Annotated in this window: 21 protein-coding genes and 2 pseudogenes; 11 read left to right on the top strand and 12 right to left on the bottom strand. The window is 70.2% G+C overall.

The window, feature by feature from the left end; genetic code table 11:
• Window positions 1-410 precede the first annotated feature (410 nt).
• From AQI70_RS21895 to AQI70_RS40930, 3 genes and pseudogenes are all read left to right on the top strand, one after another.
• On the top strand, window positions 411-1022 hold the full coding sequence (locus AQI70_RS21895; RefSeq protein ID WP_062152670.1) for a hypothetical protein: 612 nt from the start codon (window positions 411-413) through the stop codon (window positions 1020-1022).
• 238 nt (window positions 1023-1260) lie between these two features.
• Window positions 1261-2913 (top strand): ribosomal protection-like ABC-F family protein, encoded by a 1653-nt coding sequence (gene abc-f / locus AQI70_RS21890; RefSeq protein ID WP_062152669.1) that lies wholly within the window; start codon window positions 1261-1263, stop codon window positions 2911-2913.
• An 87-nt stretch (window positions 2914-3000) separates the two neighbouring features.
• A pseudogene (locus tag AQI70_RS40930) lies at window positions 3001-3781 on the top strand (aminoglycoside phosphotransferase family protein).
• 22 nt (window positions 3782-3803) lie between these two features.
• Here AQI70_RS40930 and AQI70_RS21880 read toward each other — a convergent pair.
• The 4 genes from AQI70_RS21880 to AQI70_RS21865 form a co-directional block, all read right to left on the bottom strand.
• Window positions 3804-4778, bottom strand: coding sequence for an L-threonylcarbamoyladenylate synthase (locus AQI70_RS21880; protein ID WP_062152668.1), 975 nt, complete (start codon window positions 4776-4778; stop codon window positions 3804-3806).
• Between the two features lie 154 nt (window positions 4779-4932).
• A complete protein-coding gene (locus tag AQI70_RS21875) occupies window positions 4933-6015 on the bottom strand; it encodes a DUF4236 domain-containing protein (protein WP_159042693.1) in 1083 nt (360 codons plus the stop codon).
• A 20-nt stretch (window positions 6016-6035) separates the two neighbouring features.
• Complete coding sequence (locus AQI70_RS40300; protein WP_244181781.1) at window positions 6036-6995, bottom strand: thermonuclease family protein; 960 nt, start codon at window positions 6993-6995, stop codon at window positions 6036-6038.
• 212 nt (window positions 6996-7207) lie between these two features.
• Window positions 7208-8179, bottom strand: a complete 972-nt coding sequence (locus AQI70_RS21865) for a helix-turn-helix transcriptional regulator (protein WP_062152666.1) — start codon at window positions 8177-8179, stop codon at window positions 7208-7210.
• 139 nt (window positions 8180-8318) lie between these two features.
• Here AQI70_RS21865 and AQI70_RS21860 point away from each other — a divergent pair, with 139 nt between their 5' ends.
• Entirely contained in the window at window positions 8319-8714 is a 396-nt protein-coding gene (locus AQI70_RS21860; protein WP_062152664.1) for a RidA family protein, read from the top strand.
• A 225-nt stretch (window positions 8715-8939) separates the two neighbouring features.
• Here AQI70_RS21860 and AQI70_RS21855 read toward each other — a convergent pair whose 3' ends face one another.
• From AQI70_RS21855 to AQI70_RS40925, 4 genes and pseudogenes are all read right to left on the bottom strand, one after another.
• Window positions 8940-10508, bottom strand: coding sequence for an alpha/beta hydrolase (locus tag AQI70_RS21855; RefSeq protein ID WP_062152662.1), 1569 nt, complete (start codon window positions 10506-10508; stop codon window positions 8940-8942).
• Window positions 10505-11728, bottom strand: a complete 1224-nt coding sequence (locus AQI70_RS21850; protein WP_062152660.1) for a serine hydrolase domain-containing protein — start codon at window positions 11726-11728, stop codon at window positions 10505-10507. The genes AQI70_RS21855 and AQI70_RS21850 overlap by 4 nt, the downstream gene beginning before the upstream one ends.
• Window positions 11729-11885: 157 nt before the next feature.
• Window positions 11886-12110, bottom strand: coding sequence for a hypothetical protein (locus AQI70_RS40295; protein WP_244181779.1), 225 nt, complete (start codon window positions 12108-12110; stop codon window positions 11886-11888).
• Window positions 12111-12635: 525 nt separating this feature from the next.
• Window positions 12636-13079, bottom strand: a pseudogene (locus AQI70_RS40925) (wax ester/triacylglycerol synthase domain-containing protein); the annotation flags it as partial.
• Window positions 13080-13197: 118 nt separating this feature from the next.
• Here AQI70_RS40925 and AQI70_RS40290 point away from each other — a divergent pair.
• Complete coding sequence (locus tag AQI70_RS40290; protein ID WP_244181778.1) at window positions 13198-14784, top strand: SDR family oxidoreductase; 1587 nt, start codon at window positions 13198-13200, stop codon at window positions 14782-14784.
• On the top strand, window positions 14781-15755 hold the full coding sequence (locus tag AQI70_RS21830; protein ID WP_244181776.1) for a transposase family protein: 975 nt from the start codon (window positions 14781-14783) through the stop codon (window positions 15753-15755). The genes AQI70_RS40290 and AQI70_RS21830 overlap by 4 nt, the downstream gene beginning before the upstream one ends.
• 28 nt (window positions 15756-15783) lie before the next feature.
• Here AQI70_RS21830 and AQI70_RS21825 read toward each other — a convergent pair whose 3' ends face one another.
• Both AQI70_RS21825 and AQI70_RS21820 read right to left on the bottom strand, forming a co-directional pair.
• Complete coding sequence (locus AQI70_RS21825) at window positions 15784-16602, bottom strand: glycine-rich domain-containing protein (RefSeq protein ID WP_062152651.1); 819 nt, start codon at window positions 16600-16602, stop codon at window positions 15784-15786.
• A 1093-nt stretch (window positions 16603-17695) separates the two neighbouring features.
• Window positions 17696-18211 (bottom strand): RICIN domain-containing protein, encoded by a 516-nt coding sequence (locus AQI70_RS21820; RefSeq protein WP_062152649.1) that lies wholly within the window; start codon window positions 18209-18211, stop codon window positions 17696-17698.
• Between the two features lie 93 nt (window positions 18212-18304).
• On the opposite strand from AQI70_RS21820, the gene AQI70_RS40285 reads away from it, so the two are divergent.
• The 5 genes from AQI70_RS40285 (at window position 18305) to AQI70_RS21800 (ending at window position 22024) form a co-directional block, all read left to right on the top strand.
• Complete coding sequence (locus tag AQI70_RS40285) at window positions 18305-19537, top strand: SDR family NAD(P)-dependent oxidoreductase (RefSeq protein WP_244181774.1); 1233 nt, start codon at window positions 18305-18307, stop codon at window positions 19535-19537.
• Entirely contained in the window at window positions 19537-20058 is a 522-nt protein-coding gene (locus AQI70_RS40280; protein ID WP_062152645.1) for an acyl carrier protein, read from the top strand. The genes AQI70_RS40285 and AQI70_RS40280 overlap by 1 nt, the downstream gene beginning before the upstream one ends.
• 74 nt (window positions 20059-20132) lie before the next feature.
• Window positions 20133-20273 (top strand): RraA family protein, encoded by a 141-nt coding sequence (locus AQI70_RS38640; RefSeq protein ID WP_244181772.1) that lies wholly within the window; start codon window positions 20133-20135, stop codon window positions 20271-20273.
• Window positions 20274-20288: 15 nt separating this feature from the next.
• Window positions 20289-20993, top strand: a complete 705-nt coding sequence (locus AQI70_RS21805) for a HEAT repeat domain-containing protein (RefSeq protein WP_062152643.1) — start codon at window positions 20289-20291, stop codon at window positions 20991-20993.
• Complete coding sequence (locus tag AQI70_RS21800) at window positions 20987-22024, top strand: MerR family transcriptional regulator (protein WP_062152641.1); 1038 nt, start codon at window positions 20987-20989, stop codon at window positions 22022-22024. Before AQI70_RS21805 ends, AQI70_RS21800 begins: the two co-directional genes overlap by 7 nt.
• Window positions 22025-22076: 52 nt before the next feature.
• Here AQI70_RS21800 and AQI70_RS21795 read toward each other — a convergent pair whose 3' ends face one another.
• Both AQI70_RS21795 and AQI70_RS21790 read right to left on the bottom strand, forming a co-directional pair.
• A complete protein-coding gene (locus tag AQI70_RS21795) occupies window positions 22077-22835 on the bottom strand; it encodes a PucR family transcriptional regulator (RefSeq protein ID WP_208607410.1) in 759 nt (252 codons plus the stop codon).
• Window positions 22836-23240: 405 nt separating this feature from the next.
• Window positions 23241-24272, bottom strand: a complete 1032-nt coding sequence (locus AQI70_RS21790; protein WP_062152637.1) for a PucR family transcriptional regulator — start codon at window positions 24270-24272, stop codon at window positions 23241-23243.
• Window positions 24273-24605 lie beyond the last annotated feature (333 nt).

Here is a 24605-nt window from a genome sequence, read left to right as displayed (position 1 = left end):
CCTGCGATCGCGGTGACCGCTCCGAGCGCAGCGATGATCACCTGCGCCCGGGTCGTCGGGTTCAGTCGCTTACGGCGGCCTGAACTCCGTTCCCGCTTCCGCATATCCACCTCCTTCCGGGATCGGCCCAGGTCCTGGGCGAGCCCAGCGTCCCGCTGGGACAGACGTGTCCGGCGCGGAGGTGAACAGCCTCAACCTAGGGTTGTCTCCCACTGGCCCACCATCCGGCGCACCCTGGCGAACCCTGGCGCATAATCACCTGCCAACCGGCCGCCGTCGCGCGGGGAGGACCTGGCCTGTGTGGTGCAGGTCGGAGAGCAGGCACACTGCGAAGCTGTGCGTCATGACTTTCTTGGTAGGGATGATCCCCAACCGGTCGCGCCAGGCCACCACGTCCCATGGATGAACAAGTGACGGACCCCGAAGACCGAGAGCAGCAGGCCGCCGTCAGCCGCCTGCTGCTGTATCACCTGAACGCGCCCGTCGCCGATGGCTGCCGCCTGCGCGGAGTCCTGCCGGCCCCCGGCGCCGTACGGATCGCCATCCACGCCGGAGCCGAAGCGGAAGGCGCCACCTTCCTTTACGAGATCCCGCACGACGCGGTGGCCCCGTACTGCATCCCCGGCATCCTGCGCACCGTCCTGGCCGGGACCCGGCTCTACGGCAGCAGCGACATCGGCGAGGCCATGGGGATGACCGTCATCCGTCTCCATCCGGAGGAGATCACCCCTGACCCGGAGCCCGAGCAGGGCCAGGCGCTGACCGTCCTGCGGGCCCTGTCCGACCCCGGCGACGACGAGCACCCCTTTCTCATCGGGTTCCTGATGCTGGGCCGCGACCTGCTGCGGCTCTACGTGCAGCGGCCCGACCGGCCCGGCGTCATCGGCGCCGACATCCGCCTGACCGGCACGCCCACCGCGCTGATCGCCTCCCTGCCCACCCTCATCACGGAAGAGCAGCACCAGCAACCGTCCCCCGACGACCCCCACTGCGATCTCCTCGTCGACTTGACCAACTGGTGAGATCGCCGCTCAGCGCGGTTCCGCACGACTCCCGTGCGGGGCTTCGCGCTTGTCCAGCTTCCGCCCCTGGGCCTGCCTCGATGCCTTCGATGGCCATCGCCGACATTTATTCCTGAGGCGAGACGCTTCGTCTTGCTATGGTGGGGGCATGGCTTTCCTCTTCTTCGTCTGAGTCCGGGCACGGCCGATGCGCCGTTTCTGCTGCCCGTAGACCCTTCGCATGCCCAGGGAAAGTCATATGCGCGACCGCGCCCATACTGCCGTGCCCACCGTCGCCCCCGCTGCCGTGGCCCAGCTGTCCGTCAAGGACGTCACCAAGTCCTACGGCACCCGGACCGTCCTCGACCAGGTCTGCTTCACCGTCCGTCCGGGCGAGAAGGCAGCCGTCATCGGCGAGAACGGCTCCGGCAAGTCCACCCTGCTGCGGCTGCTCGCCGGTGCCGAGCTGCCGGACGCCGGGGAGATCACCGTCAGCTTCCCCGGCGGCACCGGCCACCTCGCCCAGACCCTCGATCTCGGCCCGGACCGCACCGTGCAGGACGCCGTCGACCTCGCCCTCGCCGAACTGCGCGCCATGGAGCGCAAGTTGCGGATGGCGGAGGAGTCCCTCGGCGAGGCAACGGAAGAGGATCTCGCCGCCTACGGCGAACTGCTGATCGCATACGAGGAACGCGGCGGATACGAGGCGGACGCCCGTGTGGATGCCGCGATGCACGGCCTCGGGCTCTCCCGGATCACCCGCGACCGCCTGCTCGGCTCGCTGTCCGGCGGCGAGCAGTCTCGGCTCGCGCTCGCCTGCGTCCTCGCCGCCGCCCCCGAACTGCTGCTCCTCGACGAACCGACGAACCACCTCGATGCGGCGGCCGTGCGCTGGCTGGAGGAGAACCTGCGCGCACACCGCGGCACCGTCGTCGCGGTCACCCACGACCGCGGCTTCCTTGAACGCGTCGCCACCACGATCCTGGAGGTCGACCGGGATACGCGCGCGGTGCTCCGGTACGGCGACGGCTGGGCCGGCTACCGAGCCGCGAAGGCCGCCGCCCGGCGCGGCGCCGAGCAGCGATACGCGGACTGGGCCGAGGAGGTCGCCCGTATGGAGGAGCTGCTCGATTCCGCGGCGAGGCGGCTCGCCACCACCGGCCGCGACCCGAAGCAGGGCTTCGGCAAGCACCGCCGCTCCAGCGAGGCGAAGCTCGGCGGGCAGGTGCGCTCCGTCCGGGAACGCCTGGCCCAGCTGCGGCGCAACCCGGTGGCGCAGCCCCCGGCACCACTCCGCTTCACGACGGCGCTGTCGGTGGCAGACGGCCCCGCCCAGGGCCCCCTCGCCGAGTTCGACGGCGTACAAGTCGGCGAGCGGCTGCGTCTGGACGGGCTCCTCGCGATCGCGCCCGGACAGCGGCTGCTGGTCACGGGCGAGAACGGCGCGGGCAAGACGACGCTCCTGCGCGTCCTGGCGGGCGACCTGGAGCCGGACACGGGCACGGCACGCCGCCCCGCCCGGATCGGCTACCTCGCGCAGGAACTGCCCGCGCGCTCCACGCGGCTGCCACTGCTCGCCGCGTTCGCCGCCGGGCGGCCCGGACTGCCGGACGAGTACGCCGAACAGCTCCTGGCGCTGGGCCTGTTCCGCGAGGAGGACCTGCACGTCCCGGTCGCCGCCCTGTCCGCGGGCCAGCAGCGGCGTCTGCAGATCGCCCGCCTGGTGACCCGGCCCGCGGACCTCCTCGTACTCGACGAGCCGACCAACCACATCGCGCTCGACCTGGTCGAGGACCTTCAGGCGGCGCTCGCGACGTACCCAGGAGCGGTGGTCGCGGTGTCGCACGACCGCGACTTCCGCGCGCGCTTCGAAGGGGAGCAGCTGGAGCTGCGCGCCGGCCGCAGGCGCTGACCCTCGGGTCCTCCTCCGCCGCGAACGGCCCTCGCCCCCACCCCGACCTGCCCAACAGCCGGAGAACCCGCTGAGACGACGGAGCCCATGACCACCTTCCTGACACCACAACAGATCGCCGGCCGTACCTCCGCCGCCGTCGACGCGGCCGTCGCGGCAGGGCGAGAGCTCGGCCTGACCGTCACCGATCCCAGGGTGCTCCACGACGTCTTCTCCGTCGTCGTCCACCTGGCGCCCTCGCCGGTCGTGGCCCGCATACCCACTGTCCTGCCACACCCGGGCGACCTGGCCGCCCTCGCGCGCCGCCAGCAGGATGAGCGGGATGTGACACGTTGGCTCGCCGAGCAGGGAATCCCCGTGATCGCGCCCAGCCCGCTCGTGCCGCGGGAACCCCTGCAGCGCGACGGTTTCTCGCTGACGTTCTGGCCCTTCGTCCCGGAGGACCGGGACAAGGAACCCGACTACGTGGCGAACGCCGAGAGCGTCGCCGACCTGCACGCGGCAATGCGCCCCTACCCGGGCCGCCTGGAGTTCCTGTCCGCGGCCGATCCGCGGTTCATCGCGGAAAGCCTCGCCCGGCTCGACCGACACCCCGCCCTGATCGGTGCGGCCGAGCTGGACCGAGCCCGCCGCGAGTGGCAGATCCGCTCTCGGACCGGAGCACGAATCCGCCTACAACCGCGGCGCGCGGCGCAACGGCACGAGGCCCCTCGACGAGGAGGTCCTGGGCTTCGTCAACGCCCTGGGCATGCTGCGGGTCGTCGCCACTCTCACGCTGGTCCCGCAGCTGCCCGAGCTGATGGAGTACCTCCAGCCCGCCGTCGACCACTGGCGGACGATGCCCTTCGCGGGCGGCATGAACAGCTGAAGTCGTGCTCAGCAGGGGAGAGCTAAGAGGGCCGGGGCCCCGCGGCGCGGCGGAGCCGGTTGGCGATCGCCAGTCCCAGCCCTTCCTCCACTGGCAAGGAGGCGACGATGAGGTCGCAGCCCTGCTGGTCGAGTTCGCGCAGGAACCCGTACAGCCCGCGCGCGTAGGCGGCCATCGAAGCGGGGACCGCCACCACGGCGTGCGCCTTCACCGGAGCTCCGGCGAGGGAGGGGGGAAGAAAGACGCCCACCCGGTGCCCCAGCTCCTGCGCGAGCTCCGCTTCGGCGACGACCTTCTCCGGCTCGACGAGGACGACCCGCGCCCGCGGTGCGTAGTGCGACGGGTGCTGGCCCGGCACCCGAACGCGGCTCGTCGAAGGGACCGTGAGCGGGCACCCCAGCACCGCTTCGAGGTCCTCGCGCGTCACCCCGCCCGGCCGAAGCACGCTCGGGACGTCGCCCGTGGCGTCGACGATGGTCGACTCGACGCCGACCTCGCAGGGGCCGCCGTCCAGCACGTAGTCGACGGCATCACCGAGCTCCGCACGGACGTGGTCGGCCGTCGTGGGGCTGACCGAGCCGAAGCGGTTGGCGGACGGGGCCGCGACACCGCCGCCGAAGGCCGACAGCAGTGCGAGTGCCACGGGGTGGTCGGGCACGCGCACGGCCACCGTCTCCAGCCCACCCGTCGCCTCCAAGGGCACCCGGCGACCGCGCCGCAGGACCAGAGTCAGGGGTCCCGGCCAGAAGCGTTCGCCCAACAGACGCGCTGTCGCGGGCACGTCCTCCACCCAGTCGCCCAGGTGCTCCACGCCGCCGATGTGGACGATCAGCGGATGGGAGGGCGGGCGCCCCTTGACCTGGAAGACGCGCGCGACCGCGGCGGAGTCCTGGGCGTTGGCGCCCAGACCGTAGACCGTTTCGGTAGGGAAGGCCACCAGACCCCCGGCGCGCAGCACCCCGGCCGCCTTCTCGATGTCACTCGTTCTTGCCGTCACGTCTCGCGATCCTCTCACTGCACCGTCGGCCTCCGGAACAGCCCGTCGCGGTCGACCCTGCACTGGGTGCGCCGGCCGAACCGTTGTCTGCGCAGATAACGGGCCTCTTCGCGATCGGTCACGATGCGCTGGGCGGAGGGCTTGGTACTCCTTTCTACAAGTCGGCGCGTAGTTGTGCGACGACTGCGGCGAGCTCCGGTTCAGCGGCGAGATCAAGCGGAAGCACGTCGCCGGCTTGTCCTCGTCGGTGCAGCATCGCACCGGGTGCGAGGAGGAGTTCGGCGACGGGATCCACCTGGTTCCAGTCGAGGGTGGCCAGCCGTTCTCGTGGGAACCGGCCGGCGTAGATCGCGGCGAGGTAGTCCTCCGGTCTGTGGGTATCGGGGTCCTGGCGGACGACCAGGATGGTCACTTCCTTGACGCTGGGCGCCGCTGCGAGGGTCTCCTTGACGGTTGCCAGGACGGTGGAGGCCAGCGCGCGGACATAGAAGCTGTTCCGCTCGGCTTTCGTGCGCTTGTGCAGGGTCGGCCTGCCGGATGGGGTGATCGCCTGTTTGCGCTCCGGCACGACGGTCGGTGGGGGGAAGCTGACGACCACCGTCGCCGCCGTGCCGGTGCTGTTGATGGGTGCCGCTGGGGAGATGTTGTCCTCGAAGGCGGCTTCCAGGGCCGCGATGACGGTGGCCGGGTCCCCGCTGGTCAGGCGGGCCCATTCCGCCTCGGCGGCGGCTTGGGCCGAGGCGTGTTCGTCGGCTCGGTGTGTCGTCTCCTCCCGGAGTGCTGCGGGGAACCGATCGTCGGCCTGCTTGCGCGCAGTGGACCGGTGCCGCATCTTCCACCGCGGAATGTGCTCGCCCGCCTGCCTGCGCAGCAGATCGCGCAGGGCCTTCGGATCGACTGGCGTTGGTGCCGGCAGTACCGGGGCAGCAGCGGGCGTGAATTCCTCCAGGTGCGCGGAGAGAAGTGCCCGCTCCACCCGCCCGACCGCTTCGTATTCGGCGGCCTTCTCCGCCGCCCGCGCCTGGCGCTCCAGCGCGGTCAGTGATGTGCGGGGTGCGTGGCTACGTGAACGGCCCCCGAGGCCGGTCCCATAGGTGAGGGGGCCGGCGCTGGTGGAGAAGCCTGCCTTGCCTGCGCCGACGTGCAGCCGGGCGGCCCGCGGCCCGATGCTGGTGCGGATTCCGCGGGAGGAAGCGCTCACCCGGAGTCCAGGCGCGATCTTGATGGAAAGGCTCATGGTTCAGCCTTCCGGGGGGTCTAGTTGCTCTCACAGCCGATCCCGTCACCGTCGCGGTCGAGACGGTGAGGGTCGTCGGGGCCGACCGGGACAGGTCCGTCAAGGTCGGAGCAGTCCAGATCGGGTGGGGGCGGTGGGAGATAGGAGTCCTGCGGAGGGGTCGGCTCCGGGATGGCAGGGGGTGCCGGAGCCTGTGTCTCCTCGGCGCAGGCGGTCCAAAGTCCTGCCCCGATGTCCTGGGCGTCGTTGCCGGCCTGGGAGATCGACGGCCAGTATTTGTCGTTGGGCTGGTAGAGAACGGCCTCGGCGTGCCCGGTGCTCACCAGGGAGTGGTTCACGAACTCCTCTTGGTCGTTCCAGACGTACAGCAGGTAACGGTCGTACGGGTCCTTCAGGTCCTCGTCGCGTTCGATGCGCACGCTGGAGCCCACGGGCAGTAGTTCCGCGATACGGGCTGTTGCTTCATCGCTGTAGCACGTCCCCACCTCCGGAGCGTCGATTTCCAGGAGGCGGACTGTGGAGGTCTGGCCCTTTGGGAGGATTCCGCCGTCGCCGCGGACTTCGATGGTGTCACCGTCGATGATGCGATCGACGACATTGCCCGAGACGGTCGGGCTGTCCGTGGCTGGAGGAATGTCGACCGGAGGCTTTGTCTCGGCTTCTTCCGTATTGCCCGAGACGGTCGGGCTGTCCGTGGTTGGGGGAATCTCGACCGGGGGTTCTGTCTCGGCTTCTTCCGTGTCCGTCACTCCCCCCTGCGGTGCCGGTTCGTTCGGCGGAGAGGTCTCCTCGGGGGCCCCGCTGACCGGAGGCGGCTTCGCGTCTCCACCGCCTCCGCCGGAGGATCCGATCGCTGCGACAATGATGATGAGAATGAGTGCCGCGCTGATCCCCAAGAGGATTTTGGTGAGGCGATGCATTTTCTTTGGTGCAGAGGAGGCGGCCTCACCCCACTGAGGCGCCTGTGGGTCCTGCGGCATGGGAGTGTCCTAAGTGAAGCGCATAAGCATTACTAACCTTAGATTCGGTTAAATCGACACACAAGGCGCATTTGTAATCTCCCTTTCTCGCGGAAAAGGGACCCAAGGCGTGGGTGGCGCCGCCCATTGCTCGGCCATCGGATTTCCTCGCGAGACGACCCAAGGTCATCGCCCCTCCGAGACCCAGTCCCGATGCGCGCCCTGAGCATCTCTCAGGATGAGTCCCCATAGCGGGTGGCCATCGCGGCGGCGCGGTTGCGCAGGGAGGTGCGCAACGACCCCGGGGCCAAGGCTTCCGCGTCCGTGCCGAGCTGCCACAGCGCCCACTCGGCGTGTCGGAGATCTTGGAACGTCACCTCCAGCCGCAGCCAGCCGTCCGCGTCGGGTTCTGAGGCGCGGACGGCTACCGCGGTGCTCAGCAGGTCCTCCCGTCGCGCCGGGGCCACCCGTATCAGCACGGCGATATGGCCGCTGGAGAGAAACTGAGTGCAGCGTTCCCGCCAGACTCGGTCCAGGTCGACCCGGTTCGGTCGCTGTGCCGGTTCGGGGAGTTCCTCGGCGGCCGACACCCGCGACAGCCGGTAGGTGCGGTCCGCGCCGGATCTCGTGGCCAGCAAATAGCCCCGTTCGCGTACGGTGACCAGGCCGATCGGGTCCACCGTGCGCCACTGTGGCGCCTGGTCCGTGGCCGTGTAGTGGATGCGCAGTTTGTGTCCGGCGAGCACCGCGCGCCGGATCTCGATCATTGTCGTGCCGGGCACCTCCTCAGTGACCAGCCGGCGTGAGAGCAGGTCGGTCTCCGGCTCGACGAGAAATCGCTGGGCCGCGTCGCTCGCGGTGGCCCGATGGCTTTCGGGGAGCGCGTCGACCACCTTGCGCATGGCCGAAGCGAGCGCCGAGCCGAGGCCGAACGCCTGCTCGCCGCGCCCCGATCCGGCGGTCAGCAAGGCAAGCGCCTCGTCGTGGTTCAGTCCGGTGAGCTCGGTCCGGAAACCGGGCAACAACGCGAACCCGCCATGTCGGCCGCGTTCGGCGTAGACCGGGACGCCGGCTGCGGACAGCGCCTCGATGTCGCGCAGCACGGTACGGGTGGACACCTCCAGCTCGCGGGCCAGTGTCTCCGCAGTCAGCCGACCGCGCTGACGCAGCAGCAGCACCAGCGAGACCAGCCGATCTGCGCGCATACGGGGACCTTATCGAATACATGACCAAGGGTGTCGTGATTTGTTGGAAGGCTCCTCGTCAGCACCGACGTCGACGACGGCGGCTACCGCGCCGATGGACGTACGTACTCCCGATGAATCGAACGGAGCTGATGTGGCAGTGGAACGAACGGCGGTCAACCCGGTGACATGGTCGGTGGAGATGGGATTCAACCAGGGTGAGGTCGTCTCCGGGCACACCCGGACCCTGTACTGCTCCGGACAGACCGCGATGAGCGGCGACGGCAAGCCCCAGCATGACGGTGACATGGCCGCACAGTTGGCGCTGAGCCTCGACAACCTGGAGGCCGTGCTCGGCGAGGCCGGAATGTCCCTCGCCAACCTCGTCCGGCTCAACGTCTACACCACCGACGTCGATCTGCTGTTCCCGCACTACGGCGTGCTGGCGTCGCGGCTGGGCGCCGCCGGGGTGGCACCGACCACCACGATGCTCGGGGTGACACGGTTGGCGATCCCCGGCCAGATGGTCGAGCTGGAGGGGACCGCCGTCGCGTGAGGCGGCCTGCCGCCGCTGCTGCTCGTGCCGGTCGAACCGGCATGAGCAGCAGGCAGATGGGGGATTGCCGGTGCTGAGAATGGCGACAGTCGGCGGCCCTCGCCCGAGCCCGGATCGCCTACGAGCACCACCCCGAGCTCGCCCCGACCGCTGCACCCGTCTCCGACCTTCACTGCGCACCCGGCTGAGACCTCGCCGCCGGCCGCGTCACCGCGTGCCGAACGCTCATCGGTCGCGCGCGCCGCAGGTGACGTCCCTGGCCGGCAGGCGGCCGGTGGCGAGGTAGGCGTTGACCGTGGCGTCGACGCACGGGGAGCCGTAGACGCCGTACACCGCGTGCTGGTCGGCGCCGCGCAGGGTGACCAGGCGGGAGGAGGGCCACATCCGGCGCACCGCCGTGGCGCCCTCGTAAATGGTGCGCGGGTCTCCTGTGGCGTTGACGAGCAGGGCGGGGAGGTCGTCCCTGATGGTGGTCGGGTGTTCGCGGGGCCGGTCCCAGAAGGCGCAGGGGTTGAGGTTGTTCGTCACGGGGCCGAACAACGCGTCCTGCGCGCTTGCTCGTTGGACATCGCGCCAGTAGACCTCCGGATCCCTCGGCGCGGCGGCGTCGCCGCACAGGATCGCGGTCTGGACGCTGCCGTAGGGGGAGTCGGTGCCGGTCAGTACGAACTTGAGGACGTCGGCGAGCCACGGGGAGGGGGTGACGGGGTGCCCGTCCGCAGCGCGCCGCATGTCGCGTATCCCCTGCGCGAAGTCCCCGTAGGCGGCGTCGTTGTGCTGGGAGAGGCCGTTGAAGACGACGAGGGGCATGAGGTGCTCGTCCACCCGGTGATCGCCGAGCCGCAGCGGGGTGCGGGCGGCGGCGGCCCGGACGTGCTCCACGGCTGCCAGCACCGCGCGTTGGGTGCGGCCGAGGCCGTACGTCGCGTCACGGGCGGCGGCCCACGAGGCCCACCCTTCCAGTGCCTGGCGGTTGGCCTTCTCGACGCCCCGCAGCAGCCGTGGACCGTACCGGTCCGGGGTGATGACACCGTCCAGGACGACTCGTTCGGTGCGGCCGGGGAACATCGTGGTGTACACCTCGCCCAGGTAACTGCCGTACGAGTAACCCAGGTAGGAGATCCGCCGCTCACCGAGCGCGGCGCGGATGACGTCCAGGTCGCGTGCGGTGTTCCGGGTGGTGACGTGCGGCAGCACACCACCCGCGTGCTGCCGGCAGCGCTGGGCGAGGCCCTCGGAGAACGCCGTCATGCGGTCGAACCCGGCGCGGTCGACGCCCGCGCCCCGGAACGCGGAGCCGGTCGGCCAGTGGCAGTCCAGTGGGGTGCTGCGGCCGACGAAGCGGGGATCCACGCCCACCACGTCGTAGCGTGCGGCGACGTCCTTCATCGCCTTGCGGACCCACGGCGGGTCACCGAGCGTCTGCCCGCCGGGGCCGCCGCCGTTGAGCAGCAGCGGGCCGACGCGGTGGGCGGTGTCGGTGGCGCGGATACGGGAGATCGCGACGGTGATCGTACGGCCGCCGGGGTCGCTGTAGTCCAACGGCACGGTCACGTCGGCGCATTGGGCGCCCGCCTGCTCCAGCTCCTTGCCGGTCGCGTCGTCCGGGCCGAGCACACAGCTCTTCCAGTCGAGGCGCTGGTGGTGGTAGCGGGCGAGCGGGTCGGAGGCCGCCTGGGCCGGGAGGATCGTGGTGGGCAGCGTGGCGAGGGCGAGAGCGGTGGCGGCCAGGCTCAGGGCGGCCTTTCTCGTCGTTCCCGAAGCGCTCTTCGGCGAGCGGGCCAAGCGGTTCACTGATGTTTCCCTTCTTCGGGTTCTGTTCCTTCGGAGGACCGGTCTTCGCAGAAGGCGGTCTGGACCATGTCGAGGAAGTCCTGTTCGGCCTGGAGCGTGGCCGGTACCTCGTTGAGCGCGGCGGCGACGCTCCGCCCGCCGGGGCCCACGGCGGTCAGCGCCCGGTGACCTCCCGGCACGGTCCCCGCATGGCCCCACCACTCCCCGCCGCAGCGCAGCGGGGAGGCGATCAGGCCGAGCCCGTAGCGGGCGCCGGGCCAGAGCCGGTCGGGGTCGGCGGCCACCGTCCGCCGCATCTCGGCCAGTTGGTCCGCGGGCAGCAGACGGCCGCCGAGCAGCGCGGTGATGAACCGGGTCAGGTCGGCGGGTGTGGAGACCAGCGCGCCGCCGACCCCGCCGAAGGTCGTGTTCCAGGCGGTGCCGTCGGTGCGGCGGCCGTCCTCGGCGGTGAAGTAACTGCGCGAGTGCGGTCCGCGGATGCGGGTGTCGTCCCCGGGCCAGTACGTGTCGCGCAGCCCGAGGGGCCGGATCACGCGGCGGGTAATCTCCGTCTCCGGTGAGTTACCGGTGACCTCGCGGATGATCAGGCCCGCGAGGAGGTAGTTGGTGGTGGCGTAGTGCCACGCACCGCTCGGGCGCGGCAGGTCGAGGGCGCGGGCGACCAGCTCGCGCGGCTCGAAGTGGCGGTACCGCAGGCGTTCGGGGCGCTCCCACTCGGGGGCGTCGAGGTAGTCGGGTAGCCCGCTGGTGTGCCGCAGCAGTTGCCGTACGGTGATACGGCGGCCGTCGTAGCCGTTGTGCCGGATCAGGCCGGGCAGGTAGCGGTCGACGGGAGCGTCGAGCGCGATCCGGTGCTCGGCGGCGAGCTGGAGCACGACGGTCGCGGTGAACGTCTTGGTGACGCTGCCCGCGCGCAGCCGGTCGGTGGCGTTCATGGGGCGGCCCGTGCTCAGGTCGGCCGTCCCGGCGGTCTCGGCCCAACTCCCGCAGGCCGCGCCCGCGGTGGCGTCGGTGACGAGGACCGCGGCACCGGTGATCCGGTCGCGATCCGTGAGTGTGCGCAGCGCTTGGCGCAGTTCGCCGTGCGGTTTGCAGACGGGGTGCCGCGGGGCAACGGGCGGCTGCGCGGCGGCCGGGACGACAGGCACGACGAGGGCCGCCAACAGGGCCGCCACGCCTGTGCGTCTGCCCAGCGTCGAGGTGATCAGGGATAAGGCCATGCGCCATAACGCTAGGCACGCGCCGCGACGAGGTCACTCGGGCTGGCCGCCGATTCGCAGGTGGGGGCAGCCACAGTGCGGAACAGGGAGCATGCCCCCGTACGGGTCGACGCCGGCGACCTCCGCCGGGGCGGACGATGCTCTGCCAGGGAACGCCTTATCCGGTACTTGGCCGGACAATGATGTGCCGCCAGAGCGCCGGCAGGCTGCCCGCGCCCCAGGAGGCTCGGTACGCCAGTGCGCACCGCACCACACCCTGTGCTCGTGTGAAGGACAGATAGGACTTCAGGCCACCCGCGAGGTTGTAGAACATCGAGGCTCCCACCAGGCGCGCCCCCAGACAGGAACCCACGGCGGGGAACGTCAGACTGCTGGCGGTCATCGCTGCGGCACCCGGTCCCACCATCACCCTGCTCGCCCAGGCACCCACGGCGGTCGGGGCCAGCTCAAGCAGCCGGCGTGCCGCATCACGTCGCCGGTGAGAGCGCGCCGCGCGACTCTGTGAGGCCACCCGGTCCACCGCTTCCTCGAAGCTCCCGGCCGAGACGGGCAGAGCAAGTCGGTAGGCGACCAGATGGTTGCCGAGTGCCGTTCCGCTTCGTCCGTCGCGGGTGGACATGGGGACGACGGCGTCGAAGTCCCGATGACGGGTGTCAGCGCGTGCCCCTGTCCGGCAGGCCCACCTCCGCAGCGCCCGGGCGAAAGCCGCCAAGCAGACGTCGTTCACCGTGCACCGCGCTGACCGTGCGATCTCCTCTACGACCTGCTCGGGCACTTCCGCCCACGCCCACCGCACCACGTCGCCGGAGGGCGAAGGGGGAGCGGACCGGCCCTCCCGCCTGCGGCACAGCGCTCCAGCCAGATCCGTGACGACGGCGGCACAACCGGAGACAGTGGGCCGCTGTCGTTCCACCGGCCGCAGCGGCGGCGGGCCGTTGTCCGAAAGCAGGGTCACAACATCGTGGGCCGCGCCCATCCCGTCGTGTACGGCGTGGTGGATGCGGAAAGCGACCTGGAACCCGCCGTCACCTCTGCCCGGCGTGCACCACAGGTCCCACGCCGGCCGGCCCGCCGGGAGCGGCATCGCCAACAACGCCTCGGGGAAAGGGGACAGGTCGTCGTCGGCCGCAAAACGCACATGTGCTGCGGGATCGACACCACCTGCAGACACCACGGGCCATAGCCGTTGTCCTCGCTGAGGCCGCAGCTGCCGCAGTGCCGGGAGTGAGCCCAGACGTTCCTCGACCCGCGCCACCAAGCCCTCTCTGGACGGAGGTTCTCCTTCGAAGTCCAGGAAGAATCCCGTAGCAGGCTGTGGCTCGAAGTCGCCGTAGATGAAGCTCCGGTCCACCGGGCCAAGTGGAAGGCTCACTCTGGCTCCTGACTGAGCGGTGGTTTTGTTACACACTGCGTTCGAAGGGTGACGCCTTGTTTTGCCGACCTCCGGGGTGCTGTGCTCTTGTGCAGTGGTGACCGTACTGCTCACTGGAGCCACCGGGTTTCTCGGCTCCCGTATCGCGCACGCCCTGCTCACCACCCGCTCCGAGCATGTCGTCGTGCTGGGGCGCGGAGATCCGTCCCGCCTGCGGGACCGGATGATCGAGGCTCTCCGGGGGGTGGGTGAAGGCACGCTCGACGGATCCCTCCACAGGGACCTGCGCTGCGTCAGCGGGGATGTCACGAAGCCATGGCTGGGGCTGTCTCCCGCGCTGTACGCGCGGCTGGCCGGTGAGGTGGGCGCCGTATGGCACTGCGCGAGCGACATCGCACTGACCGGGGCACGTGAGCGGTTGTGCCGGGTCAACGTCCAGGGCACGGCCGAAGTGCTCGCTTTCGCGGCGGTGACCCCGCCCGCCTGCCAGCTCGTGCACGTCAGCTCCATCGCGGTGGCCGGTGCCCGCCCGAGCGGCTGCGTCATGGAGAGCGACCTGAGTGGCGTGCACGGCTTCGAAACCCACTACGACGCCACGAAGTTCGAGGCCGAGTGTCTGGTACGGCAGTGGGCGCAGAGCCACGGCCGACCGGTCGTCGTCCTGCGGCCGGGCATCGTCGCCGCAGACCGGGCGCTGCCCGAGGGAGCAGCGGGTCACCCGCTCTCCGTTCTGGGGCGCATGCTGGAGTCGATGGCGCACGGCGGAACAGTCGGCATCCCGGCGCAGCGCCCGGACGCATGGCCCGCCGTTCTGCGCGCCGGCGGCTTCGACACGGTCGCACGGACCAGCGGCGAGGCCGACCAGGACTACTCCGTTCTGCTCGCCCGGCGCGCCCGGACCAGCACGGTCGCCGCGTCACCGGCACCCGTACGGGCCGAGGGCAACTGGCTCATCGTCACCGCACATCCCGACGACCCGACCGCCCAGCACCTCGGGCGCGCCCTCACCGCAGCCGGTGCCAAGAGCGTCGGCATCACCGACGTCGGCACACGGCAGCCCCGGGCATCGGCGGCACATCCGGTCGGCGTGGTGGCACTCCTGTGCGACGCCGCCGCTGTCACCGACGCGGTGGAGACGGTCACCGAGAGGACCGAGCTGATCATGACGGCCGCCGGGCTGTGTACGCCGGCCGGCGACGGCACGTCGGCCCTGTGGGTGGTCACGGGGCCGACCGGACTGTTCCCCGGTCCGGAACGCTGCGACGCGGCGTCCCCGGTGCACGCCGCTGCCTGGGGCGTGGGCGAGCGAACAGCTCGCAGACGAACGCGCCTCAACCGCGCCGACGCCTGGGCAGGTGGGCGGACGTGCGGTGATGCTGATCCCGCACCGAACGCCGGACATGGAGGAGATCACGCTCCCACCGGACTACAAGCGCATTCTTGCCGCCGTGCGGCAGGCCGCCGGTCCGGTGATGGCCCGGCAGGTCGGCGACGCGCTGGGGATCGACGTCAGCGTGCGGTCCAAGCTGGAGCCGCTGCGCGGGAAGCTGGTCAGACTCGTCGATCGCGGCTGGCTGCGCAAACTGCCCGATGGCCGGTTCACCACCCGTTTGGCACCTGCCCCGCCGCCTGCGACCGCGCGGGCGTAACCGGGGCGCCCCCGGCGGCTGTTGGCATTGTGTGACGAAAACCAAGAAGCACGCCGAGGACAACTGCCCGCCTGTCTATCAGTGCCGCCTGCCGCTATCCACGCGGACCGTCAACCACCTCGCCGATCTTTTGCGGCGTCACCTGAAGGTGATTCGGTCCCGGTGGCGGATTCTGCCGCCTGGGAACATCGCGGTGATCGTTCTGGCCGTGCTGCGCCACGACCAGCGCCTGGCCGACATGGCCGGCGGAAACAACGTGTCCGAGTCCACCGTCCGCCGCTGGCGCGACGAACTCATCGCCCTCCTCGCGGCGCAGGCGCCGCGCCTGGACCGCGCCCTGAAGAAGGTCCACAGGCAGGGCAGGGAAGTGGTTTTGATCGACGGCACCGTCATCGCCACCCAACGCCGCACCGGGAAGGCCGACCGGCGGAACTACTCCGGCAAACACCACCATCATGGCCTGCACTTTCTCGCCCTGACCGACGAGCGGGGCCGGCTGATCTGGATATCTGCCGCCCGGCCAGGCCGCACCCATGACAACACCGCCGCCCGCCAGGACCACATCCTGGCCCACCTGCGCGCCGCTGGCCTCGGGGCTCTGGCGGACCTCGGCTTCCGTGGCCTGGACAACGACGTACTCGACCCCGTGATAGTCACAGGCTTCCACGCCACCCGCACCCACAAGCTCACCCCCGGTCAGAAGACCGCCAACGGCGTCCTCGCCGTCGGGCGGGCACCGGTCGGGCACGGCTTCGCCCACCTGAAGAACTGGCGGGTCCTCACCAAGCTCCGTACTGATCCCGCTCGATCGAGCCACCCGCCTCCTGCGCGCCCTGCTCGTCCTGACGAAACCTCGAAATCAACCGCTGACAGGCGGCCTCAGCGATGGGACGTCGCACCGGCTGGCGCGGGGGTACACGACCGACACCCCCACACCAGCCCCCTGACTGGCAATCACACGACGAGGGTGTCCGCCCGGCTCTCCGCACTTGGACGGGTGGGTTGACAGCCGGGCCGGGGATCGCCAGGGGTGTCTATGCGGTATAGGTCAACACGACGCAGCCGAGTCGCCCGTGAGTGCCGGGCTTCGAGGGCAGCTGGTGGGCGCCGGCTCCCCCGCTGTTGCCCGCGCCAAGGCCACCGTCGCCGCCGGCTCCCGCGATGAACGGGCAGTGCTGAACATGCCTCGGGGTCGTCCCGCCGCCGGTACCACCTACGCCAGGGGAGTCGCGGTAGGCGTCGTGACCGGCCTCACCGGCCCCGCCGTCGTGGATAACGGGATCGGTACCGTGGCACATAGCCTGCTTCGCCTGTCCGCCGGCCCCGCCGCCGCCTCCGTACCCGCTCTGCCAGTCTCCCGACGCCTCACCGCCGTTCCCCGGCCGCCCGTGCGGCGCAACGACCTCCAACACCCGGCCCCAGCCCATCGGGAAGCGCACCATTTTGAGGACCCCGGAGCTGGTCCCCTCCTTCCCGCCGGTGCCGTTGTGGTACTTGCCCGTCCCACCGTCTCCTCCTGCACCGCCGTGGCCCACGACGACGACGAGGCGCTCCCCGCCCCTGACCCTGACGGTGCACGCGACCGTGGCCCCCGCGCCGCCCCCGCCGCCGCCAGCACCGGACAGGGTGCCGCCGTTGTTGCCTCCGCCGCCCCCGCCTCCCGCTCCTGCGCCCACCGCAGTGATGTGAATCTGGGTGACGCCGTCCGGCACGGTGAACTGATGCTGGCCGGGGGAACCGAACGCCTTGACGACGGCGGTCGGTGCGGCCGACACCGGGCCGGGGGCGGCAATGAGCGGCACCACTGCCGCCGCGACCAGCGCCGCGCGCCGGAATCCGGAAAGCAGTTTCACGAGCAACCTCCTGCAACGTCCATCAGACTGCTTCGCCATCCTCGCCCGCTCCCCGCCACTGCGAGCGGCCTGCGGCCCGCAAACCACCCGATCCGGTGGCTGGCGGAACGAGGGCCATCCCTTGCTGTCCCGGAAGGCCGACCGTCGGGTCGAGCAGTTGAACATTTCCGCGTCAACATCACCAGAAACGCGCCCGCCGGCGACGGCTAAACCGTCGCCCTCGGCGGCTACGCCGTCTCGCACGCGACTACGAAACCCACCCGCACCGTTCTGAAGCCATAACCCACCGCGACGATCGACCTCATATGCCGACGGCTCGCCCGCGAATCCACCTCGAACTGGCGCGACACTTGAACCTCGTATTAAACACCTCTGTCGAGCACGGCTTCGCCCACCTGAAGAACTGGCGGGTCCTCACCAAGCTCCGTACTGATCCCGCTCGAGCCACCCGCCTCCTGCGCGCCCTGCTCGTCCTGAGGAAACCTCGAAATCAACCGCTCACAGGCGGCCTCAGCGATGGGACTTCGCCCCGACTGGCGCGGGAGTACCCCACCGACACCCCCACACCTGCCCATGACCGGAAGCTCTTACGGTGCAGGTAGTACAGCCGCCCTCTTGCAGGCTAGGTTTGCTTTGGCTTCCGAGAGGCCGGGGCCGGATCCCCTGCCTACAGAGTCAGAGGTGGCCTGAAGCGCACTCGTGCATTCATCAAACTTTTTGGCGACTCCGTCTTGACAGGCATTCATGACGATGTCTGCGAAAGCACGTCCTCCGTTCGCGGCCACGGTATCGAGACAAGCGCTATAGGTGGCGCTTGCACTCCCAGCGCTCGCAATGATGCCCGCAACAGTCAGAGTGAGGCTCGATACAGCTACGGCAAGAGGCTTAAGGCTACGCATACTTATTCTCGATTCTCCTGGATAAGCAGGGATGACCGACAAGCTTTTAAACGATCTGTTTGAGCCAGTGTTGCGCGAACATTCTCACTGCCACCCGAACGAGGCAATACGGGGAATTTCGACCGGGTGAGACCCCCTCCAACTGGCGGGGAGAGGCGGAGGAAACTTCCCTGGAGAAACCTCAGATGCCGATGTCAGATCTCGTTGAAGACGTAGACGGCAGCGTCTTCGGGGATGGTGTTGTTGGTCCTGTGGGGGAAGTAGAGCCGCAGGCCGTCTACGTGATCCAAGTTCGCCCAGTACGTCCGGCTGATCGAGTTGCCGTACGGCTTCCACACCCGCCCTTGGCCGTCCTGCTTCCAAATCAACTCGCTGGGCCTCGCGCGCTCGCAGCCCCTGGCGCCGAGGTCGCTGGTGGAGATGCACAGGCCAGTGCCGACGTTCTTGATGTTCCGGCCGTTGTCGGTGCGCCGCCACTGCTGGGTGGCATCGAACGTGTTGCAGTCGGTCAGCGGGTAGACGGCGTAGTTCGTGCCGCTCTTCACGCTGCTGACGCACACGGTCCTGCCGTCGACGACGGTGGAGATCTGGAAGGTCGTCCCCGCTGGCGGGATCGCCGCTTGGGCGGGAGTGGCCATGGTGGCGACTAGCGCGGCAGCCCCAACCGCCACTACGGCGGCACGGGTCCGGATCGGCTTCTGGTACGTCACGAGTGTCCTCTCTCCTGAAGATCGAAGCCCTCTGTTCAACTCAAGATCGACTGACAGGTCACGGGTACTTCGGCACATCCCGTGCTCACCGACGTGTCAGACGATCTACCCCGCGGACTGCGGCCGACGACCACCACCAGCATCCCGAAGGACTGCCACGCCAGCCCCTTTGACCTGCGACTCCAAGTTGGCGGAGGCTCACTGCGGTATGCCCGGCACATCGGGGCACGAGTCATCGCCACCGCCGGCAGCCCGGCCAAGCGCGACCTGCTGCGCGCCCTCGGTGTCGAGCATGTGCTCAACTCCCGTGACCTGTCCTTCGCCCACGACGTACGGAAGCTGACGGGAGGCGGTGTCGACGTCGTCCTCAACTCGCTGGCCGGTGAGGCGATCGGGCGCGGCCTGGAATGTCTGCGCCTGGGAGACCGGTTCGTGGAACTCGGCAAGCGGGACATCTACGCCAACAGTCCGTTGCTGCTGCGCCCGTTCCGCAACAACCTGTCGTACCACGCCGTCGACATCACCCGGCTGATCGCCGACACACCCGCCGAGGCTGCCGCGGCCTTCGCCACCGTCACCGGCCGGATCACCGACGGCACCTACCGCCCGCTGCCGCACCGGGCCTACCTCGCTGGCCGCGTGGCCGAGGCCCTGAGCAGCCTGCGTCACTCCCGGCATCTGGGCAAGGTCGTGGTCACCTTCTCCGGTACCGAGCCGGTGGAGGTACATCAGCGCGCCGACCACGCGCCGCTGGATCCGGCGGCGACCTACCTGATCAGCGGCGGGCTGAGCGGCCTGGGGGCGGCCACCGCCCGCCACCTCGTCGACCGCGGTGCCCGCCACCTGGCCCTCATCGGCCGTCGAGGAGCCGGGTCACCCGAAGCGTCCGCGCTTCTCGAAGACCTCGACCGGCAGGGTGCCGACGCGGTGGCCCACGCGGCTGACGTCACCGACCGCCAGGTCATCACCCGAATCGTCCGGGAGGCAGCAGAGCAAGGGCGGCCTGTGCGGGGGATCGTCCACGCTGCGATGCAACTGGACGACGCGCCGCTCGACGAGCTGACACCTGACCGCATCCGCCGAGTCCTCGCGGCCAAGGTCCACGGTGCGCGGATCCTCGACGAGGTCAGCAGGGACTGCGAACTCGACTTCTTCGTCGCCTACTCGTCCGTCGCCGCGCTCGTCGGCAATCTGCATCAGGCCCCGTATGCCGCGGCCAACCTCTACCTGGAGAGCCTGATGCGCAGGCGGCGAGCGGAGGGACGTCCCGGCCTGGCACTGGCCTGGGGTGGCATCAGCACACCGGCTACGTCGCCCGCACGCTGATGGCCGACACCATCGCCCGTTCCGGAATCGGCCTGATCAGTCCGCAGGCGGCCATGGACGCCCTTGACCGGCACCGTGTGCTGGACAACGGGCCGGCCGTCACCGTGGGCGTCATGGACTGGGAGCGCCTCGCGCAGATCCTGGCCGCTCTGACCGGGTCGCGCTTCAGCGCACAACTCGGGAACGCGGCCGGCGCATCCACTGCGCAGGCTGCCGAGGGTCTCAGGCACAGGCTCACGAAAGCCACCAGCGCGACCGAACGCATCACCCTCATCATGGACGCCCTGACGGCACTCGCGGCGGGCGTCCTGCAGACCGGCCCGGACCGCGTCAGCACCACCGCCAACCTCGCGGATCTCGGCCTCGACTCCTTGATGGGAGCCGAACTCAAGGTGCAGGTGCAGCGGGCGTTCGGCTGTGAGCTCCCCTTGATGGAACTCATGGGCGCGGCCACTTTGGCCGGTGTCGCCGAACGCCTCGACGTTCTGATCCAACGGCACCAGCAGGAGCCGACCGGCTGAGGGAGCACCGCGGGTGGGGCACAGGTCTTCGGTGGCGGCCGGACAGGAGGCCGCCACCGGAGAAGAGGCTCGGCGTGGCCGTCGTGCTGCCGGTCGACGTGCCCGTCACCTTCGGCGGTGTCACCTTCCGCCCCGGCGACATCCTGCACGCCGACGGCGACGGCAGTCGCTGTCGTTCCTCACCCGCCGGTCACGACTTGACCTTGACACGGTGACAAGGTGTCCCCTGGGTGCAGGAGGTGGTCTCGATCAACCCGACAAACAGAACCCCGCACAACGCCCGCCTGGCCAACGCCCTGAGCGCCGAGGACTCGTCGGTCCGGCTTCAGGCGGCCCTGGCGGTCGGCTCGCACCCCGACCCCGGCTTCCTGGAGACGCTCGTCGAACGGTGCGCGGTCGAGCCGGACTTCTTCGTGCGGGACATGCTGTCCTGGGCGCTGACCCGCCTCTCGCCGGAGCTCACCCTGCCCCGGATTCGCCAGGAACTCGACTCCGGGCGCACTCGGGCCCGCAGCCAGGCGTTGCACACGCTCTCCAAGATCGGTGACAAGAGCGCGTGGGCCTGGATCACGCGCGACATGCTGCGCGACACCGACGACGAGGTGGCGCGGACCGCGTGGCGCGTCGCGGTCGTCCTCGTGCCCGAGAAAGAGAAGAAGGACCTGGCCGACGAACTGGTCCTGCAGCTCGGCCGCGGCGACCGCACTGTGCAACTGAGCCTGAGCCGGGCCCTCGTCGACCTCGGCGACGTGACCAGGCCCGCACTGGAGAAGGCCGCGGCGAGCCCCGACCCGGCCGTGGCCGCGCACGCCACTGCCACCGAGCTGCTCCGGCAGAACCCGGAGACCGGTTTCGACGCGGCCATCGACGAGGCGAAGCGAGCCGTGATCCTCGGGCCGCAACGAGCCGCTGCCGCGGAGACCGCGGAATGCTGATCGGTGATGTGGCCCGTCACTCGGGGGTGAGCGCCCGGATGCTCCGGCACTACGACGCCCTCGGGCTGGTGCGACCGACGGGGCGCACCGTCGGCGGCTACCGCGAGTACTCCGCCGAGGACGTCCGCAGGATCTTCCACGTGGAGAGCCTGCGGTCCCTCGGGCTCTCGCTCAAGCAGATCGGGCGCGCGCTGGAGGACCCGGCCTTCACACCGTCCGCCCTGGTCAGCGACCTCATCCGGTGGACGGAAGACCGCTTGGAGCGGGAACAGGAGCTGCTGGAGCGGCTCCGCGCTGTCGATGCGTCGGCGCCCACCGGCTGGCAGGACGTCCTGCGCATCGTCGAACTCATGCAGGGACTCGACTCGACCAGTGCCGCGCGCAGGCAGCAGGCCGTCCTGGCCCGGCCGGAGGGAGCGTCGGTTCCCGCCGAGCTGCTGGCCGGGGCGGTCCTGGCCGAATCCGACCCCAACGTCGCGGGCGCCCTGCGCTGGGCGCTCGCCCGAGCGGGCGGCGACGGCGTGGCGGCACTGGCCGCCGGCGTCCACTCGGAGGACGTCGACATCCGGCGACGCGCGGTGCTGGCGATCGCCGGCATGGCCGAGGCCCCGGGTGCGACCGCGGTGCTTGCGGACGCGCTCGGGGACCCGGACACGAGGGTGCGCGGACACGCCGCTCTGGCGTTGGGCAGGCAGGGCGTGGCCGGGGCTGTGCCGGCACTCGTCGGCATGGTGGTCGAGGGTTCCAACGACGTCGAGGCGGCGGAGGTCCTGGGAACACTGTCCCAGCACTTCGGGTGCGCGGAACGGATCATGACCGCACTGGTCGACGAACTCGCCGCGCCCACCGCGGACTCCGCGACGCGCATACGTCTGACCCAGGCGCTGGTCGAGCTGCCGGGGACCAGCGTGCAGGAGGTCCTGCGCCGACTGGCCCGCGACGACGACCGCGCTGTCGCCCTCGTCGCCTCGGCCTTCGTCACGGTTGTCGACGAGCGGTCTCCCGAAGACCTGGGCGACGAGGATCCCTGAAGCGCCCGACCGAGGCGCCGCGGCACCCTGTCCCGACGGTATGCGGCCCCTGTCAGCCGAACCGGGCTTCCAGGCCGACAGGTTGGAAACAGCTCACTGCCGCCCCACCGCCGGCACCAACCCGGTGGCTCGCCCCGTGCTCGGCGCCTGCGGACAGGGGCCTGTTGGGGATGGTGAGGAGGAGTGCGATCTCGGCGCGCAGGCGGTGGAGGGGGTGGGTGAGGTCGAGTCCGGTGAGTTGGCGGATACGGCGGAGTCTGTTGTCGAGTGTGTGTCGGTGGAGGTAGAGGCTGCGTGCTGTGGCGGCCGTGGACATGCCGTGTCGCAGGTAGGCCCTGAGGGTGGTCAGCAGGTGGGCGTGGCGGGGGTCGCCACGGAGTGGGCCCAGGCTGCGGCAGAGGAAGTCCTCGTCCCTCTCGGTGCCTTGCTTCAGCAGGCGGACGAGAGGCAGGACGTCACGGGCGTCGAGGGGAGTGTGTCCGTACAGGCGGGCGAAGGCTGCTGCCTGGCAGGCGAGGTCGGCCGCCGTGTCGATGCTGCCTCCCTCCTCGATGACCGCTGTCGCGCACGGGACGGTGAGGCGATCGCAGACCGGGGGCTCGACGCTGAGCAGCAGGAGCCGGTCGTCGAGTTCACCGACGAGGGCCCGGGGGTTGTCGCTGCGCAGCACCGCCATCTCGGTCGCTCGTTGCCGGGCATCGAGTGCCGTGGTGGCCATGCACCAGCGCAGTGGTTGGGTGATGTGGGCCGGCAGCGGGCGGGGGGAGGCCACCGGGTGCGCGTGCTCTGGGTGGAGGAGGGCGCGAAGCACGGAGGCGGTGTGGGTGTCGGTTGTGGTGGCGTGGAGGCGGTTGTGCCGGGCGGTGGGGGCGCGCGGTGGGACGGTTTCGGCTCTTTCCCGCTCCGGTGGGTGCGTACGGTGGGGTGTCGCGAACTGCTGTCGTGAGCCGGTGACTTGAGCCGCCGTGGCGACGTGGGCGGGCGCTGGACGCGGGACGCGGCTAGGGGACATAGGCGCCTTTCGATCTGGTGGGGCGATATGCCAGGATCAAGAGATCCGCAGGCCCAAAAGGGAAGTAAGGCCACTTTTGGGGGGAAGGTGGCGCCAGCGTATCGAACGCTTCATGGGGCACCACAGGGCCGTTCGAGTGTGCCCACGCGTCATGTCCTTGCGTTCGTATGACGGTCGGGCTGCGTGTTCTGACCGGGAACCGGGTCAGTGGCCGCGGGATGCACCGCGGCGGCGGGGCATGCCCCAGCAGTTGGCGTCACTCAGGAGCAGGGCCATCTCGGCTCGCATCCGGTCGAACGGGGCGTCCAGGTCGAGGCCGGTGATGGTGGCGATGGTCCGCAGGCGGTAAGCCAGAGTGTGGCGGTGGATGAAGAGGGTGCGGGCCGCCGCGGCGGTGCACTGGTTGTGGGCCAGGTAGACGGCGAGCGTCTGCAGGAGGTGGCGGTTGCGCTCCATGGTGTGGAGGGCGCCCAGGCAGCGGACCACATAGGCTTCCCGCTCCGTCGCGGGCAGGTCCACGGCGGCGAGCAGGGGCGTGGCGTCTTCGTCCTTCACATCGGTCCCGTAGTACCGGGCGATCACGGCGGCGAGAGCGGCGCGGCGGGCGGCGCGTGTGGTGTCGCCATTGTCGACAGGCACCAGGCCGTGCGGTCCGAGAACAGCGGCGTCGGTCGGTGGGCAGGTGGTGAAGGCGGTCACATGGACACCGGTGACGGCGATCAGCGCGTCGGGGTTGGCCGACCGGAAGGCACGCAGCGCCGGTTTGATGTCGTCGGCGGAGCAGGAGGCGGCCACGCACCAGCGGGCTGTCTGATGGGAGGCGTCGCGGGGCGTGGAGTCCGGTGGAGTGCGTGGGCCGGGGGACGGGCGTACGAGGACGGGGGTCCGTTCGGCGACCGCGATCACTCGCGCGAGGATCCTCGTCAGGTGTGCCGCGTCGATCGGTGGTGAGCCCGGCCCGTCTGCGCAGGGTGGGGCGGGGTCGCCGAGGGTGCGGGTGAGGACGGCCGCGTAGGTGTGTTGCAGGCACACCGCGTCTTCGCGGGAGAAGCCCGCGGCGGCGTGTGCGGCGAACCTCTGGGCGAACGTCTTGGCGATCTCGGCGTCGGAGAGATCGTGTGCCAACGTCTCCAGCCACGCCGTGAGGTCTGCGGTGATCAGCCGCGCCGCCAGGGGCGAGCCCTGTACGGCGACGGGGAGGGGCCCGTCCAGTACGCGTCGTGTCAGCGCGTCCACGGCGACGTCTCGTGGGGCGGTGCGCGGCCGTGCGGGAGAGGGAAGGGAAATCGGGGCGGCATCATGACACTTCTGGGAGTTCACGACGTACTTCTCCTGTTTCCGTGGTCAGTCGGCCGAGGGCGTGTTCGCCTCGGCCGCCGCTAATCAGCCTGGTGGGCGAGGGCGTGGGAAACAATGGACACAGTGGACCAGAAGCGGCGGATGGGACCGGCGGACGTACACCACTGTGTCCACTTCTCCTCGTGTCCGGCCAAGACCGCGCCGGCGCGCGTGTGAAAGGTGTCGGCAGAGGGGAGACCGTGCCGGATGACCTCGGTGGCGCCTTGGCCG

It is taken from the genome of Streptomyces curacoi (assembly GCF_001513975.1).
Lineage (GTDB): Bacteria > Actinomycetota > Actinomycetes > Streptomycetales > Streptomycetaceae > Streptomyces > Streptomyces curacoi.
Note: the sequence above shows the minus strand (reverse complement) of the source record. Positions and strands in the feature narration are given on the sequence as shown.